The following is a 13,751-nucleotide window of genomic DNA, read 5'->3' as shown; positions in this document are numbered from 1 at the left end:
TGAACGGCGGAGCGAACATGCAAGAAAGTAAACACCCGAAGGGACTTGGCGGTTGGCTGATCGTGGTTGGCTTGGGCCTGTTTATAGCCTTGGCGCGTCTGGGCTATGCCCTTATCGCGGTGTATTACCCGATATTCGCAGATGGCTCGTTCAGCATCCTCACCTCATCCGGCACGACGATGACTAACGCCCTATGGGGCGCGATCCTGATTTCAGAAACCCTCATTAATGCAGTCTTTATCGCGGCCTTTGGTTATTTGGTTTACCTGTTCTTCTGCGAACATTATTTATTCCCCAAGGTTTATATCGTCACGCTCATCGCCTCGGCTATTTACGTTCCACTTGATGCATGGTTCAGCTCGCTTGTTCTGGTGGATGAACCCATATTCGACTACAACACGACCAAGGAAACCGTGCGCGGATTAGTGTCCACCTCGATCTGGGTCCCCTACATACTGTTCTCTAAAAGGGTCAAGGCAACGTTTGTACAACATCGGCCGGTTGCGGCAGAAGCGCCTAGCCCCGTCAGCCTTTGACACGGTGAGCATCGAGCGCCTGCCAGATAACCGGCAGGCTGCCGAAGCGATGCCGCTGAAATACGCAGCCCAACCCCGTCACATCGATAGCACTGATGATTACTATCGAACCGCTCGCCTATAGCGTTGCCGAGCCCGATTCCTATAATCGCCTCCCAATTCTTCCCCCTCGCCTGGCTTCAGGCGACATCCCCCCTTGGAACCCAGCATCATGCCAAGCGCCCTCCAGGCCCCCAGCGGCCGTCCCGAACATAATCAACAAAGCGTCAAACAGCAGTGGTTGGCGATTCTCTCGGTCGCGGTGGGCGCCTTCGCCCTGGTGACCAGTGAGTTTCTGCCGGTGGGCGTACTCAACGACGTCGCCGCCGACCTCGGTATCAGTGCCGGGCACGCCGGGCTGATGGTGACCCTGCCGGGCATCATGGCTGCCCTCGCCGCGCCGTTCCTGTCGGTAAGCATTGGCGCGATGGACCGTCGCTACCTGCTGATCGGCCTGACGTTGATCATGATCATCGCCAACTCGGTCGTGGCCTTTGCCAGTGACTTCAACCTGCTGCTGTTCGGCCGCGTATTGCTGGGCATCAGCATCGGCGGGTTCTGGGCCACGGCCATTGCCCTCAGTGGGCGCCTGGCGCCCAAGGGTGTGGACGTCGCGAAGGCCACTTCGATCATCATGATGGGCGTGACCCTGGCCACCGTGCTCGGTGTGCCCGTCGGCACCTGGCTCAGCGGCTTGATGGGCTGGCGCATGACGTTCCTGGTCACCGCGCTGCTGGGCGTGCCGGTGCTGCTGGCGCAGGTGTTCCTGCTGCCTCGGCTCACGCCGGAGAAGGCCATTCGCATCAGTGACCTGCCAGCGTTGTTTATCAACCCACAGGCGCGGGTCGGGTTGATCGCGGTGCTGTTGATCGGCTTGGCGCACTTTGCGGCCTACACCTATGTCGCGCCGTTCTTCAAATACAGTTCCGGCTTCGATGGGCCGACGATTGGTTCGCTGTTGCTGCTCTTCGGCGTGGCCGGGGTGTTCGGTAATATCTTTGCCGGTTTCGCCGCCAACCGCAGCGTACGTCACACCCTGTTGCTGGTCGCGCTGATGATCGGCACCAGCACCGCGCTGTTCCCCCACTTCGCCACGGGGATGACCGGCGCAGCGATGCTGATCGGGCTGTGGGGCTTCGCCTTCGGCGCCTTCCCGGCCTGTGCCAGTATCTGGATGTTTGTGGTGGCGCCCAAGGATGTCGAACGCGGCATGCCGCTGTTCGTCGCCTTGTTCCAGCTGATCATTGCCTTGGGCTCGTTCTTCGGTGGGCAGATCGTCGACAAGTTGGGCAGTTCAGTGCTGCTGAGCCTGGCCACGGCGCTGGTGGGCTGTGGTTTTGTCACCGTGCTGGTGCTGGGGCGCAACATCAGTAACAGCTTGGCGGCCCAGCCCGGCTAGGCCTGTGCCGCTGCGATGCAGAGACCGGTTGCAGTTTTTAAGCTGGTATCATCCCGGCCTGTCCAACCCGGGTAAACCACATGAATCGCCAGAAAAAACTGCAACAGTTGTTCAAGGCCAAAGCCAAAAAGGCCAGCGCCAAATTGGCACCGAAATCCAAGGATAAATACATCAGCAAGGCGGAACGGGAAAAGCTGGCGACTGAGGCCGCTCAGGCGCCAGACATTTCCCCTGAGCAGTAACTCAGCAACCGCTCAACGCCACGGGCCGACGCTCACCCGCAAAGAAAAACGGCCGCAGGCGCACGCCCACGCCGTTGCCGATAAACGCCGCCACCAGCCACACCCAGCCATGCAGGCTGCCCGAGGCGATGCCGCTGAAATACGCGCCGATGTTGCAGCCATAGGCCAGGCGCGAGCCGTAGCCGAGCAGCAGGCCGCCGATCACCGCCGCCACCAGCGAGCGGGCCGGGATGTTCAGGCTGGGGGCGAAACGGCCGGCCAGGCCCGCAGCCAACAGCGCACCGAGGACGATGCCGATGTCCATGACGCTGGTGATGTCTTCCCACACCGGCGCGGCCAGGGCCTTGGCATTGCCCGGCATTTGCCAGAACGCCCAGCTGGCCACGTCCACACCCAACCCATTTGCCACCTTGGCGCCCCACAGCGCGAACGCCGAGGTAATCCCCCACGGCCGCCCGGCGAGTGCCAGCGTGGCATAGTTGAGCAGCGCCAAACCAATCGCGCCCCACACCAACGGCCATGGCCCACGCAGGAAGCGGCGCAAGCCTTGGTGTTCGCTGGCCACGCCTTCTTCAAGCTGGCCGTGACGGCGCTTTTCCAGGCGCACGGTGACGGTCGCGATGAGCGCAAACATCGCCAGGCTGGCGAGCAACGCCGGCACTACGCCGAAACTCTTGACGATGGACACCGCCGGGAACGCCGGCAACGCGAACCACCAATCCACATGATGCGTGGCGATCAGCGAGCCGCAGATAAAGAACAACAACGTCACCAGCATGCGCGCATTACCGCCGCCCACGGTGAACAGCGTGCCCGAGGCACACCCGCCGCCCAACTGCATGCCGATGCCGAAAATAAATGCACCGAACACCACCGACACCCCGGCCGGCGCCACCAGCCCGACCACCGGTTGCCCAAACAACGTGCCCGCCCCCAGCGCCGGGAAAAACAGCAGCACCGCCAGCGCGAGCATCACCATCTGCGCCCGCAAGCCAGCGCCACGGCGCTCATTGATGAATACGCGCCAGGCGGAGGTAAAGCCGAAGGCCGCGTGGTAAAGGGTCAAGCCCAGTGCGGCGCCGACCACCAGCAACAGCACCTGGCGCGAGCCGACACTGTTTTGCAGGAACAAGGCGCCCAGCACCAGGATGACAAAGGCCACCAACGGCGCGACAGGCTTGCGCGCGGGGGTGATAGGGAGAGAGGTGCTCATGGGGTATCTCGGTTTGTTTGAAGAGGGATTTCGAACGGGCGAGTATAGCCTGTGGGAGTTGTCGAGCTTAAGCGAGGCTCGAGGCAACTCACCACCGAACCCGACACGCGCGGCCGGGTGATCGCCCTGCGTCGGCTGGGTCGCGGACCACCTGGGCCCGCGCTGGGGGGCGGCGCGTTGTCGGGCATCCTGGCAGTGGGTGTTGCGATCTACACCCTGCGGCATCGGTTGGACCGGCCCAAGTAACCCTCGCCCCGGTCATCTTGTATAGGGGGGTGGGGTATGACACCATCCGCCCAACTATAGGTAGGGGGGGTATACCGTGAGCCATATCGCAGCCAATAAAGACAGCCTGATAAAACGGGTTAAACGCATCGCCGGGCAGATTCAGGCGGTGGAGAAAGCCCTGGAGTCGGACGCTGACTGCGCCAAGACCCTGCACCTGGTGGCCGCTACGCGCGGCGCCATCAACGGCTTGATGGAAGAAATCATCGAAGAGCACGCCAGGGCGCACGTGGCAGACCCCTCCCTCAGCGAGGAAGAACGCAACAAGGGCGTCAAAGAACTGCTCGAAGCCATCCGGCGTTACGCCAAATGACGCTCATCACACACCATGCCCACGACCATGTGTTCCTCGGCGCCGCCCACGAAGAGAACGCCAGGCGCACCCTGTGGGTGGTGATGCTGACGGTGGTGATGATGGTGGCGGAAATTGCCGCCGGCTACCTCACTGGCTCCATGGCCCTGCTGGCCGACGGTTTTCATATGGCTACCCATGCAGGTGCCTTGGGCATTGCCGCCGCAGCCTATGCCTATGCCAAACGCCACGCGCGCAGCCCGCGCTACAGCTTCGGCACCGGTAAGGTGGGCGATCTGGGTGGCTTCGCCTCGGCACTGATCCTGGCGCTGGTGGCCCTGGGCATTGGCGTCGAGTCGCTGATCCGCCTGCTTGAACCCACCGAGGTGCAGTTCGGTACCGCGACCCTGATTGCCATCGTGGGCCTGGTGGTGAACATCGTCAGTGCGCTGTTGCTGGGTCACGGCCACAGCCACGGACATGACCACGCCCACGAGCATCACCACCACGGCAACGACAACAACCTGAAATCCGCCTATGTGCATGTGCTCGCCGATGCGCTGACCTCCGTCCTCGCCATCGCCGCTCTACTGGCCGGGCGTTACCTGGGCTGGGTGTGGCTGGACCCGGTGATGGGCATCGTGGGCGCCATCGTGATTGCGCGCTGGGCCTGGAGCCTGATGGGCGCGACCGCCGGCGTGCTGCTGGATCAAACCGATGAGCACGTCGCCGCCGAGATCCGCGAGTTGGTCGAGCAACCCGGCGACGCCAGGATTACCGACCTGCACGTGTGGCGCGTCGGCCCCGACGCCCACGCGGCGATTGTGAGTGTGCTCGGCCAGGCGACCACGGATGCCGAGCGCATTCGCGAGCGCCTCAAGCCGGTGCATGAAGTGAGCCACCTCACCGTTGAGTTTCGTTCGGCGTGAGTGCGCCCCTTTACCCCATCTGCAGGTGACCTCTTGGCTAAAGACATCGAAAACCCCTGCGTTTCAACCTGCCAGCTCAGCGGCGACCTGTGCGTCAGCTGTGGACGCAGCAAGGACGACATCCGCAAGTGGAAACGCATGAAGCGCCCCGAGAAAATGGCCGCCGTGCAACGTGCGACCCAACGCTTGAAGGCGTTGAAAAAAGCCAGGTAAGCCGCGTGCTCAGGAGCGCCCAACCGACCCTGACACCGGAAGATTACCGAGCAATTTGAGCCCGGTGCTTTTCACGAAGGTGTCGTAGTCCATCGGCTTCTGGATACGGGTTTCGGCGTTGGGCAGCACGTAGGCCCAGGCGCGCTGGGAGGATGCGTCGTACACCAGCTTGAACAGGCGCGTGGGCACCCAGACCTTGTTATCGCCGATGGTGCTGTAGCCCGGATCGAACAGCGGCCCGGTGAACACATACACATCACCGCCCGCGCGCACGGCGAACTTGCGCACGTCGGCCTCGACCTTGCTCCAGATCTTGCGGTTGTTGGTAGGGTCTTGGGGCACCATGTTCGACAGCGCAAAGGATTGGGCCATGGCTCGTGCGTTGGGTGCGTCGGCGGCTGGGGCCTGGTGGCCACGGTCCATGGCCGGGTGCTGGCTGCGGTAGTCGCTCAGCTCCGCGCGGCCGCTTTTGGGAATGCGTGGGTCGGCGTAGAACTGGTTGGTGCGCTCCTCGCCTTTGGCATTTTTCAACTGCGCGGCGTTCAGGCGTTCGACCACCACCAGCGGAGTCTTGCTGGTTTGTGAGTAGAGCACCGCAAACGTCTCGGAACACAGCGCCAGCGGCTTCATCGACGCCGGGACGGTAGCCGTCTTGATCGGGGCGGCGGCAGGGAAGAGATCGGCGCAGCCATCGAATGAGGCGCGTTGCTCGGTGGGGGTGTAAGGGTTTGCCAGACTGCGGGCTTCTACAGCGGTAGAAAGCAAAACAAGGGCCGACAGCCCGACTGCGATGGTGCGTAGGTACATGCGTTAAATCTTATGGTGAGGGTAACGGATGAGCGCGAAGGTTCGTGCGGGGCTTATGGACCCTGATTCGTGTGTTTGGTGCCGCGAGCCCCACGGATAAGGTTGAACCTCTCCTACACCTGGAGGCTCAGAACCCTACATCCTCGGGAGAAACCTATGACCCAGACCGCATTAGTCGTGGGCGCCAGCGGCATCGTTGGCAGCGCCATCACCCAGTTACTGCTCGACCAACAGTGGCAGGTCGCCGCGCTGTCTCGTCAGCCCTCGCGGGTGCCAGACGTGATTCCGGTCGCCGCCGACTTGCAGGACCCGGCATCGCTGCAACAAGCCCTGGCCGATCTGAAACCTACCCATGTATTCATCACCACCTGGTCACGCCAGGCCACCGAAGCCGAGAACATCCGCGTCAACGCGGCCATGGTGCGCAACGTGCTGGACGCTGTGCGCCCCGCCGGGAGCGTCCGGCATGTGGCGTTGGTCACCGGCCTGAAGCACTACCTCGGGCCGTTCGAAAACTATGGCAAGGGCAGCCTGCCGCACACCCCGTTCCGCGAAGAGCAAGGCCGCCTGGACGTGGAGAACTTCTACTACGCCCAGGAAGACGAAGTGTTCGCCGCCGCAAAAAAGGACGGCTTCACCTGGAGCGTGCATCGCCCGCACACCGTCACCGGTGTGGCCGTGGGCAATGCGATGAACATGGCGACCACCCTCGCCGTCTATGCCAGTGTCTGCAAACACACCGGACGCCCGTTTGTATTCCCAGGCTCCCGCGTGCAATGGGACAGCCTCACCGACATGACCGATGCGCGGCAACTGGCGCAACAACAGCTGTGGGCGGCCACCACGCCGGCGGCGGCCAACCAGGCGTTCAACATCACCAATGGCGACGTGTTTCGGTGGAAATGGATGTGGGCGCAGATCGCCGATTATTTTGGTCTTGTACCCGCAGAGTTCCCGGCCAAACCCTCGCCGCTTGAGCGCCAGATGGCCGATGACCAGGGTGCCTGGAGCGAGATCGCGGCCAAACACGGGTTGAAAGAAACCGACATCAGTCGCCTGGTCTCGCCCTGGCACACCGACGCCGACCTGGGCCGGCCCATCGAGGTGGTCACGGATATGTCCAAAAGCCGCAAGTTGGGCTTTACCGCCTACCAGGCCAGCGACCAGGCGTTCTTCGAGGTGTTCGACCAACTGCGCGTAGCGCGTTTGATCCCTTAATCCATCAGGGGCAGCGTCACCACAAATTCGCTGCCCTTGCCATGCCCCTCGCTCATGCCCGTCACGCTGCCGCCGTGTGCCTCGACCAGTTCACGCACCACCGTCAAGCCGATGCCCAGGCCGGCGCCGTTGAAGCCGACGGCGTGCACGTCCTGCACATAAGGATCAAAAATAAACGGCAGTGCCTGGGCGGTGACGCCGATGCCGTTGTCGCTGATGCTTATCCTCAGCACCCCGGCCTGCGCGGTACAAGCCACCTTGATGCGCCCGCCGATGGGCGTGTACTTGGCCGCGTTGGCCAGCAGGTTATGCAGAATCTGCGCGAGCCGCCCAGGGTCGCCGTTGATGCTCAAACTGGCGTCGGGAAGCTCGACGTCCAATTGCTGCTGGCGCGTGATCATCACAGGGCTGCAGGCGTCGATCGCGGCATTGAGGATACGCAGCATATCCACCTGACTGCGGTTGATACGCAACTTGCCGGTGCTGGCGCGGGACACATCCAGCAGGTCGTCGACCAGTTGGGAAATATGCTGGACCTGCCCCTCGATCAGCTCACGCATGCGCGGCAACTGGTCGCTCGGCAACCGGACCATACGCTCGGCGATCAGGCTGATCGGCGTCAGCGGGTTGCGCAGTTCATGGGCGACCATGGTGAGGATGTTTTTCTGCTGGCCCAACGCTCGCTCGGCAGTTGCCTGGAGGTCCTGGGCGCTGAGCGCCGCGATCACCAGTTGCGCGTTGGCCTCGCGCAGTTCCTGGTAGAGGTGCTGCTCCTCCAGATGAGGGGCCGCGACGGCGTCCGATTGCGCCAGCAGTATCGCCAGCACTAATTGCTGGTTGGCCTCGATCAGTTGTTCGACGTGCTGGGAATCCACCAGGCGGCTGTTGGCCTCACTCAGCTGTTGCTGCAATGCCGCCAGTACCGCGCGGGCCTCAACCGTTTTCTGGCCAAGCAGGAAGAGTTCATGAGCGGCACTGGCCACTTCACGCTCGTCCTGCCCTTCGCCTTTACTCATGGCTCAGCTCAAACATTTCCGTCTCCTGCCCCTGACGGGTGCAGTGCGGTTGGCCGCCCCCCGAGCAAGCCTTCCTGCTCCGCAAGCCTTTCACCGATCTGCAGGCCATCGTCATTGATGTGGTATTGGCGCAGTTCATCGGAGTGCGCGCTGGCACGCACCTTGACCACGGCCATGATCCTCAGCAGCCGGCTGCGCACCTCGATGTAGCGCTGCACAATGATCGCATCGGTAAGGAACGCCGTGCCGTAAGGGCTGAAACGCAGGTCGGTGTAGCGGTCTTCCAGCTCCGAGGTCATCAATACGCTCACCCCGGCACCGGTCAACGCCGTGACCATGCGCGACAGCGACTCACGGAAGTCCTCGCGAAAGGTCGGCGCCAGGGCCAGCTCGAAGCCCGACAGCGAATCGATGACCACGCGCGTGGCGTTCAAGCGGCGGATCTCGCTGAGCAGCAGCTGGACGATTTCATCAATGGACAAGTCAGGTGCGCGGCTGTCGACCAGGCCGACTTGCCCACTTTGAATCAGGTTGGCCAGGGTGGCGTTCTGTGAGTGGTGGGGGCGCTGCTCGAACACGGCGATAACGCCGGTTTCACCATTGCGCGCGCCCTCGGCGAGGAAGGTCGCCGCCAGGATGCTTTTGCCCGACCCGGAGGGCCCGGCCACCAGCAGCGAATAGCCCTTGGGCAGCCCGCCACCGAGCATTTCGTCGAGGCGTGGCACGCCCATTTTCAGGCGCTGCACCGGCAGCGTCATCGGCGCCTCAGCTGCGTTGAGCGCGGCAGGCGCGAACACCTTGATGCCAGAGCTGGCAATCCGGAAAGTGTGCAGCCCCGGCAATGTCGGCTGGCCACGCATCTTCATGATTTCCATCTTGCGCACCATCGAATTGCGCTCGACGCTCTGGCGCAGCCAGATCAAGCCATCGGCCACGGTGAAGATAGGGTTGGTGTCGGTTTCGGTGAAGTACTCACCGATCAGGAAGGTCGTCGCCTGCCACGTCGTCATCAACATGCCCAGTTGCTGGACGAACTGCGGCAAGTTGTTGTTAGGGTTGTGCTGCGTCTGGCTGGCCAGTACCACCGAGCGGAAGGAGTCGACAAACACCAGCGACGGCGAATGCGCCTCCACCTCGCTGACAATGCGCCGTAGCACTTCGTCCAGGTTGCCGGCCAGCGTGTCGTCGGCCAGGTTGATATAGCGGATCGACTGGTTGATCGCCTCGCTGTCGAAAAAATCGAACTGCTGCTGATAGCGCAGCATCTTCAACGGCGGCTCGCCCAATACCGTGAAAAACAGTGCAGGTCGCTCCGGCGTTGCGAGGGCAAACATCATTTGATGCGCCAGCGTGGTCTTGCCGCAGCCAGGCGGGCCTGCGATCAGGTTGAACGAAAACTCCGGCAATCCTCCGCCCAGCACCTCGTCCAGTCCTGGCACGCCGGTGGCCAGGCGGTTGATAGTTACTTTGGTGCTCATGGCGATTGTTCCTGCGAAGGGGTGTCGCTCAAGGAGGGCTCCCACACGTCGCGCAGCAAACGGGCAGTCAGCGAAGCCCCGATCAGCGTGGTCAGCAATGTGTAGAAAGTGGTCAGCAGTACTTCACCGAAGAACAGCGCATCGGCTTCAGTCTGCTCGATCAATAGGGCTTTGAGATCGCTCAGGTCCGGCGCAGCCTGCACGCGGTCGTAGGTATCGGCCAGGCGCGAATGTGTCAGGACGCTCAGGCGCAGGCTGCGACGCAGCAGCGCCACGGCACCTTGCTGACCGATAATGGGTGTGAGTGCTGCGTCGATATCCTGCAGCATCGAAACGATCGCCTCAGCGATGCTTGCAGGGTCAACGGTAGGGCCAACACGGTGCGCCAGAGAAGCTACGATCTGGCGGCTCTCTTCGCTTAGCGTGGACATGACGGGCTTATATCGGATGAGTTGATACTGATCGTACACCCAATCGCGCTCGACCGAGGGGTTAATGGCCTACTGCCCTATGCGCGGTGCGCCGTCCGGGCCTGAAACCATGGCCACGCGCCGCCCAGGCAATCACCAGCGCCAGCCCGATCAACCCCAGCATCGCCCAGGGAAACGCCGCTACGCCCCAGCGGTCCAGCAACACACCGCCTGCGACGCCGCTGCCGGCAATTGCGCTGTTCCATGCCACCACGTTCAGCGACAACGCCACATCCGCGCCGTCCCCCGCCGCATCTGCCAGGGCGGTTTGCAGCAAGGTTGCGGCACCGCCAAAGCTCAGGCCCCAGACCGCCACGCCGAGGTAGATCACCAGTGGCACATTCCCCAGCACGCCGAATAGCACGCTTACCGCCGCAAACGTCGCCAGGCTCACCAGTACGGTGTTGCGCAATAACGGCTCGACCAATCTGGCCGTGATCCAAATACCCGCCAACGCAGCGATCCCGAAGACCAGCAACACCAGGTCCACGCGCTCGGCCAGGCCCGCCGGCGCCACGAACGGGGCAATGTAGGTGTACAGCATGTTGTGGGCCAGCATCCAACTGATCACCACCGCCAGCACCGGGCGCACGCCCGGCGTGGTCAGCACCTTGCGCAGCGACAGGCGTTGATGGGCGGGTTGCGGCGCGTAGTCCGGGACTTTCACCCGCACCCAGGCGATCAGCCCCATGCTCACCGCCGACATCAGGCCGAACGTGGTGCGCCAGCCCACCAGGCCACCGAGCCAGGTGCCCAACGGCACCCCCAACGACAGCGCAATCGGCGTACCGACCATCGCCAGCGCCAGTGCCTTGCCCTGTTGGTGGGGCGCGACCATGCGCCGCGCGTAACCGGCCAGCAGGCTCCAGGCCAACCCCGCCGCCACCCCGGCAAAGAAGCGCGCCACCAGCGTTACGCCATAGTGGGACGACACTGCAGTGATTGAGTTGAACAGCAGGAAACCGACGATGGTCAGCAGCAGCACATTGCGCCGGCGCCAGCCACGGGTGGCGATGGTCATGGGGATCACCGCCAGCACCGAGCCCAGCGCATACGCGGTGACCATCTGCCCAGCCATCGACGGCGAAATCGCCAGGCCGTCGCTGATCAACGGCAACAGGCCGGCGGGCAGGGTTTCGGTGACGATGCAGATGAAGCCGGTCATGGCCAGGGCAAGCAAGGCGCCGATGGGCAAGCGCTCGGATGCGGCCGATAAAGTGAGTGAGGGGGTCACGGGAAACTCCTTGGGCAAGACTTAGATACTGATCGATATAAATGTTGCGGGCGACCAGGGCACGTTGTCAACGACTTATGTATCGACTAGTATTTATCTCGCTTTCCCACCGGAGACCTGACATGGCACAAATGGGCCGCCCCCGCACCTTCGACCGCGAACACGCCGTGGAACAGGCCATGCACCTGTTCTGGCAGCATGGCTACGACGCCACCTCCCTGGCCCAGCTCAAGGCGGGTTTGGGTGGCGGGATCTCCGCGCCGAGTTTCTACGCGGCATTCGGTTCCAAGGAGGCGTTGTTCGACGAGTGCGTAAAGCGCTACCTGGCGACCTACGCCCAGGTCACCGAATGCCTGTGGGACGAAAGCCTGCCCCCGCGCCAGGCCGTCGAAACCGCGCTGCGCCAATCTGTGCGCATGCAGTGCGAAGACGGGCACCCCAAGGGCTGCATGGTCGCGCTGGGCGTGATGAGTGCGCCCAGCCCGGAAAATGCGCGGGTGGCCGACGGGTTGACCCAGTCGCGCCTGCGCACGCGGGCGGGGATTGTGACGTGTGTGGAGCGCGCGGTTAGGTTGGGCCAGTTGCCGCAGCAGACCCAGCCCGCCGTGATGGCGAGTGTGTTTGACAGTTTTTTGCAGGGGGTTTCGATATTGGCGCGGGACGACGTGCCCCATGCCACCCTCCACGCAGCGATCAGCCAACTCCTGCTGACCTGGGATATTGCCGCCTCGACGGTGCCGCCCCGTAGCAAACCTTCGAAATAACCGGCTTCCATGAGTGGATTACCCATCGGCCGGTCAGCCCAGGCGATATAAATACAACACTCCATGCTGGACACGCTTGCTTTCGCTGATGGCACACCGCTAATCTTGCGAATAATTCTTATCCGCAGACGTATCCTCCCATGTCGGCCAGCGACCTTCCCTTGAACCACGCCGTCCATGCGCTCTACACCGAGCACCATGGCTGGTTGTTCGGCTGGCTGCGCAAAAAGCTGGGTTGCCCCCATAACGCTGCGGATCTTTCCCACGATACGTTTGTGCGAATCCTCACCTCCCGCGACGCCCTCGGTGGCATGCGCGAGCCCCGGGCGTTTCTCACCACAACGGCGCGCCACCTGATCATCGACCGCGCACGCCGGCGTCATCTGGAAGACACCTACCTGCGGGAATTGGCGCTGACCGTCGAGATGATGGAGCAGTGCCAGCAGTCGCCGGAACAGATCCTCGTCACCTTGGAAGCGCTGGAACAAATTGCCTTCGTGCTCGACGGCCTGGCCCTGAATGCACGGCAGGCGTTCCTGTTGTACTTCCTCGAAGGCCTGCGCCAGAGCGAGATCGCCAGCCGCCTGGGGATTTCCGAGCGCATGGTGCGCAAGCACTTGATGAACGCGCTGATGCACTGCAACCACGCCCTGGACGTATGAGCGCCGACCTCGACCAGCAGGCCGCCAACTGGGTGATTCGCCTGAACGAAGGCAACCTCAGTGAGCGCGAGCAACAGCAATTCGAACGCTGGAAAGCCGCCGACCCACAGCACGTGGCCGCGTTTGAACGCTTGCAGGGTTTTGTCGGGCGTTTGCAGGCGTTGCGTCCGCAACAGGCGCCGGTGCAGGCCGCGCTGGAAGCCGCCCGGGTACGTCGGCGCAACCCGGCCGGCCGCGTGCTGCTGGGTGTGCTGCTGGCGTTGCCGGTGGCCCTGGCGCTGCGAACTTACCCGCCCAGTTACTGGCTGGCCGACCAGCGCACCGCCCCGGCGCAATGGCAGCAGGTCAATCTGGAAGACGGCTCGCAATTGACCCTCAGCGGCAACAGCGCCGTCGACCTGACCTTCAACGGCCAGCAGCGCCAGGTGCGCTTGCTGCGCGGCGAAATCCTCGTGCAAGTTGCCCACGATGCGACGCGGCCGTTTACGGTGGTGACCGACGACGGCCAGATGCGCGCCCTCGGCACGCGCTTCACGGTCAAGCGCGAAGCACCGGGCACGCTGCTGAGCATGCTCGAATCGAGCGTCGCCGCCACCGACGCCAGCCAGCATGACGCTGTCCAGGTCAGCGCCGGCGAACAGGCACGCATCACCCCGGACGCAGTCACGCGGCTGGGCAGGATCGACCCGCGCGCCACGGACGACGCCTGGAAGCACCATCAATGGGTGGTGCAGGACCGTCCCTTGCCGGAGGTACTCGACGAACTTGCGCGCCAGTACGGCGGCCACGTGCAGTTTGATCGCCAGCAGCTGACCGACCTGCGCGTTTCGGCGGTGTTGCCGCTGGACAACCCGCGTCGCGCCCTGCAATTGATTGCCGACGCCCTGCCGGTACGCATCCGCGCGTTCAGCCCGTGGTGGTTGCAGGTCGAACGCCTGGAAAAATAGTTTCGCC

At 63.1% G+C, this 13,751-nt stretch carries 16 protein-coding genes and 1 pseudogene; 11 read left to right on the top strand and 6 right to left on the bottom strand.

Going from position 1 to position 13,751, the window contains the following annotated elements; all coding sequences use genetic code 11:
• The first annotated feature begins 17 nt into the window (after positions 1-17).
• The 3 genes from FIV39_RS12120 (at position 18) to FIV39_RS12110 (ending at position 2,216) form a co-directional block, all read left to right on the top strand.
• A complete protein-coding gene (locus tag FIV39_RS12120; protein WP_090406826.1) occupies positions 18-536 on the top strand; it encodes a DUF2569 domain-containing protein in 519 nt (172 codons plus the stop codon).
• Between the two features lie 211 nt (positions 537-747).
• Positions 748-1,974, top strand: coding sequence for an MFS transporter (locus FIV39_RS12115; protein WP_090406829.1), 1,227 nt, complete (start codon positions 748-750; stop codon positions 1,972-1,974).
• An 80-nt stretch (positions 1,975-2,054) separates the two neighbouring features.
• Entirely contained in the window at positions 2,055-2,216 is a 162-nt protein-coding gene (locus tag FIV39_RS12110; protein WP_090406832.1) for a DUF2986 domain-containing protein, read from the top strand.
• 1 nt (position 2,217) lies between these two features.
• On the opposite strand, the gene FIV39_RS12105 is transcribed toward FIV39_RS12110, so the two are convergent.
• Positions 2,218-3,429, bottom strand: a complete 1,212-nt coding sequence (locus FIV39_RS12105; RefSeq protein ID WP_090406835.1) for a YeeE/YedE family protein — start codon at positions 3,427-3,429, stop codon at positions 2,218-2,220.
• 84 nt (positions 3,430-3,513) lie between these two features.
• Between FIV39_RS12105 and FIV39_RS33905 the strand changes: the two are divergent.
• From FIV39_RS33905 to FIV39_RS12085, 4 genes and pseudogenes are all read left to right on the top strand, one after another.
• A pseudogene (locus FIV39_RS33905) lies at positions 3,514-3,675 on the top strand (MFS transporter); the annotation flags it as partial.
• Positions 3,676-3,751: 76 nt separating this feature from the next.
• Positions 3,752-4,027: a metal/formaldehyde-sensitive transcriptional repressor gene (locus FIV39_RS12095; protein ID WP_090406838.1), complete on the top strand. Its 276-nt coding sequence runs from the start codon at positions 3,752-3,754 to the stop codon at positions 4,025-4,027.
• Positions 4,024-4,935, top strand: a complete 912-nt coding sequence (gene dmeF, locus FIV39_RS12090) for a CDF family Co(II)/Ni(II) efflux transporter DmeF (RefSeq protein ID WP_090406841.1) — start codon at positions 4,024-4,026, stop codon at positions 4,933-4,935. The genes FIV39_RS12095 and dmeF overlap by 4 nt, the downstream gene beginning before the upstream one ends.
• A gap of 33 nt (positions 4,936-4,968) precedes the next feature.
• Positions 4,969-5,148, top strand: a complete 180-nt coding sequence (locus FIV39_RS12085) for a DUF1289 domain-containing protein (protein ID WP_090406844.1) — start codon at positions 4,969-4,971, stop codon at positions 5,146-5,148.
• A gap of 9 nt (positions 5,149-5,157) precedes the next feature.
• On the opposite strand, the gene FIV39_RS12080 is transcribed toward FIV39_RS12085, so the two are convergent.
• On the bottom strand, positions 5,158-5,955 hold the full coding sequence (locus FIV39_RS12080; protein ID WP_146371519.1) for a DNA/RNA non-specific endonuclease: 798 nt from the start codon (positions 5,953-5,955) through the stop codon (positions 5,158-5,160).
• Positions 5,956-6,111: 156 nt separating this feature from the next.
• Between FIV39_RS12080 and FIV39_RS12075 the strand changes: the two genes are divergently transcribed.
• A complete protein-coding gene (locus FIV39_RS12075) occupies positions 6,112-7,173 on the top strand; it encodes an SDR family oxidoreductase (RefSeq protein ID WP_090406849.1) in 1,062 nt (353 codons plus the stop codon).
• On the opposite strand, the gene FIV39_RS12070 is transcribed toward FIV39_RS12075, so the two are convergent.
• From FIV39_RS12070 to FIV39_RS12055, 4 genes are all read right to left on the bottom strand, one after another.
• Positions 7,170-8,189 carry a sensor histidine kinase gene (locus FIV39_RS12070; protein ID WP_090406852.1) on the bottom strand — a complete coding sequence of 340 codons (1,020 nt, stop codon included), beginning with the start codon at positions 8,187-8,189 and terminating at the stop codon, positions 7,170-7,172. The genes FIV39_RS12075 and FIV39_RS12070 overlap by 4 nt on opposite strands.
• An 8-nt stretch (positions 8,190-8,197) precedes the next feature.
• A complete protein-coding gene (locus FIV39_RS12065; RefSeq protein WP_090406854.1) occupies positions 8,198-9,667 on the bottom strand; it encodes an ATPase domain-containing protein in 1,470 nt (489 codons plus the stop codon).
• Positions 9,664-9,996 (bottom strand): hypothetical protein, encoded by a 333-nt coding sequence (locus tag FIV39_RS12060; protein ID WP_244176384.1) that lies wholly within the window; start codon positions 9,994-9,996, stop codon positions 9,664-9,666. The genes FIV39_RS12065 and FIV39_RS12060 overlap by 4 nt, the downstream gene beginning before the upstream one ends.
• 163 nt (positions 9,997-10,159) lie before the next feature.
• Positions 10,160-11,371, bottom strand: a complete 1,212-nt coding sequence (locus FIV39_RS12055) for an MFS transporter (RefSeq protein WP_090406860.1) — start codon at positions 11,369-11,371, stop codon at positions 10,160-10,162.
• 122 nt (positions 11,372-11,493) lie between these two features.
• Between FIV39_RS12055 and FIV39_RS12050 the strand changes: the two genes are divergently transcribed.
• The 3 genes from FIV39_RS12050 to FIV39_RS12040 all read left to right on the top strand — a co-directional run bounded on the left by FIV39_RS12050 (position 11,494) and on the right by FIV39_RS12040 (position 13,744).
• On the top strand, positions 11,494-12,135 hold the full coding sequence (locus FIV39_RS12050) for a TetR/AcrR family transcriptional regulator (protein ID WP_090406863.1): 642 nt from the start codon (positions 11,494-11,496) through the stop codon (positions 12,133-12,135).
• 140 nt (positions 12,136-12,275) lie between these two features.
• Positions 12,276-12,797, top strand: coding sequence for a sigma-70 family RNA polymerase sigma factor (locus FIV39_RS12045; protein ID WP_090406866.1), 522 nt, complete (start codon positions 12,276-12,278; stop codon positions 12,795-12,797).
• Positions 12,794-13,744 carry a FecR family protein gene (locus FIV39_RS12040; RefSeq protein WP_090406869.1) on the top strand — a complete coding sequence of 317 codons (951 nt, stop codon included), beginning with the start codon at positions 12,794-12,796 and terminating at the stop codon, positions 13,742-13,744. Before FIV39_RS12045 ends, FIV39_RS12040 begins: the two co-directional genes overlap by 4 nt.
• The last annotated feature ends 7 nt before the right edge of the window (positions 13,745-13,751 follow it).

This window comes from Pseudomonas grimontii, from assembly GCF_007858185.1.
GTDB classification, from domain to species: domain Bacteria; phylum Pseudomonadota; class Gammaproteobacteria; order Pseudomonadales; family Pseudomonadaceae; genus Aquipseudomonas; species Aquipseudomonas grimontii.
The sequence above is the reverse complement of the archived record's forward strand: the minus strand, read 5'-3'. Positions and strand labels throughout refer to the sequence as shown.

Bases quoted from the DNA above. Each gene is read 5' to 3' on its own strand.
- FIV39_RS12080 (WP_146371519.1), bottom strand. From the start codon at position 5,955: ATGTACCTACGCACCATCGCAGTCGGGCTGTCGGCCCTTGTTTTGCTT.
- dmeF (WP_090406841.1), top strand. From the start codon at position 4,024: ATGACGCTCATCACACACCATGCCCACGACCATGTGTTCCTCGGCGCC.
- FIV39_RS12070 (WP_090406852.1), bottom strand. From the start codon at position 8,189: ATGAGTAAAGGCGAAGGGCAGGACGAGCGTGAAGTGGCCAGTGCCGCT.
- FIV39_RS12045 (WP_090406866.1), top strand. From the start codon at position 12,276: ATGTCGGCCAGCGACCTTCCCTTGAACCACGCCGTCCATGCGCTCTAC.
- FIV39_RS12050 (WP_090406863.1), top strand. From the start codon at position 11,494: ATGGCACAAATGGGCCGCCCCCGCACCTTCGACCGCGAACACGCCGTG.
- FIV39_RS12115 (WP_090406829.1), top strand. From the start codon at position 748: ATGCCAAGCGCCCTCCAGGCCCCCAGCGGCCGTCCCGAACATAATCAA.
- FIV39_RS12120 (WP_090406826.1), top strand. From the start codon at position 18: ATGCAAGAAAGTAAACACCCGAAGGGACTTGGCGGTTGGCTGATCGTG.
- FIV39_RS12040 (WP_090406869.1), top strand. From the start codon at position 12,794: ATGAGCGCCGACCTCGACCAGCAGGCCGCCAACTGGGTGATTCGCCTG.
- FIV39_RS12065 (WP_090406854.1), bottom strand. From the start codon at position 9,667: ATGAGCACCAAAGTAACTATCAACCGCCTGGCCACCGGCGTGCCAGGA.
- FIV39_RS12075 (WP_090406849.1), top strand. From the start codon at position 6,112: ATGACCCAGACCGCATTAGTCGTGGGCGCCAGCGGCATCGTTGGCAGC.
- FIV39_RS12110 (WP_090406832.1), top strand. From the start codon at position 2,055: ATGAATCGCCAGAAAAAACTGCAACAGTTGTTCAAGGCCAAAGCCAAA.
- FIV39_RS12105 (WP_090406835.1), bottom strand. From the start codon at position 3,429: ATGAGCACCTCTCTCCCTATCACCCCCGCGCGCAAGCCTGTCGCGCCG.
- FIV39_RS12060 (WP_244176384.1), bottom strand. From the start codon at position 9,996: ATGCTGCAGGATATCGACGCAGCACTCACACCCATTATCGGTCAGCAA.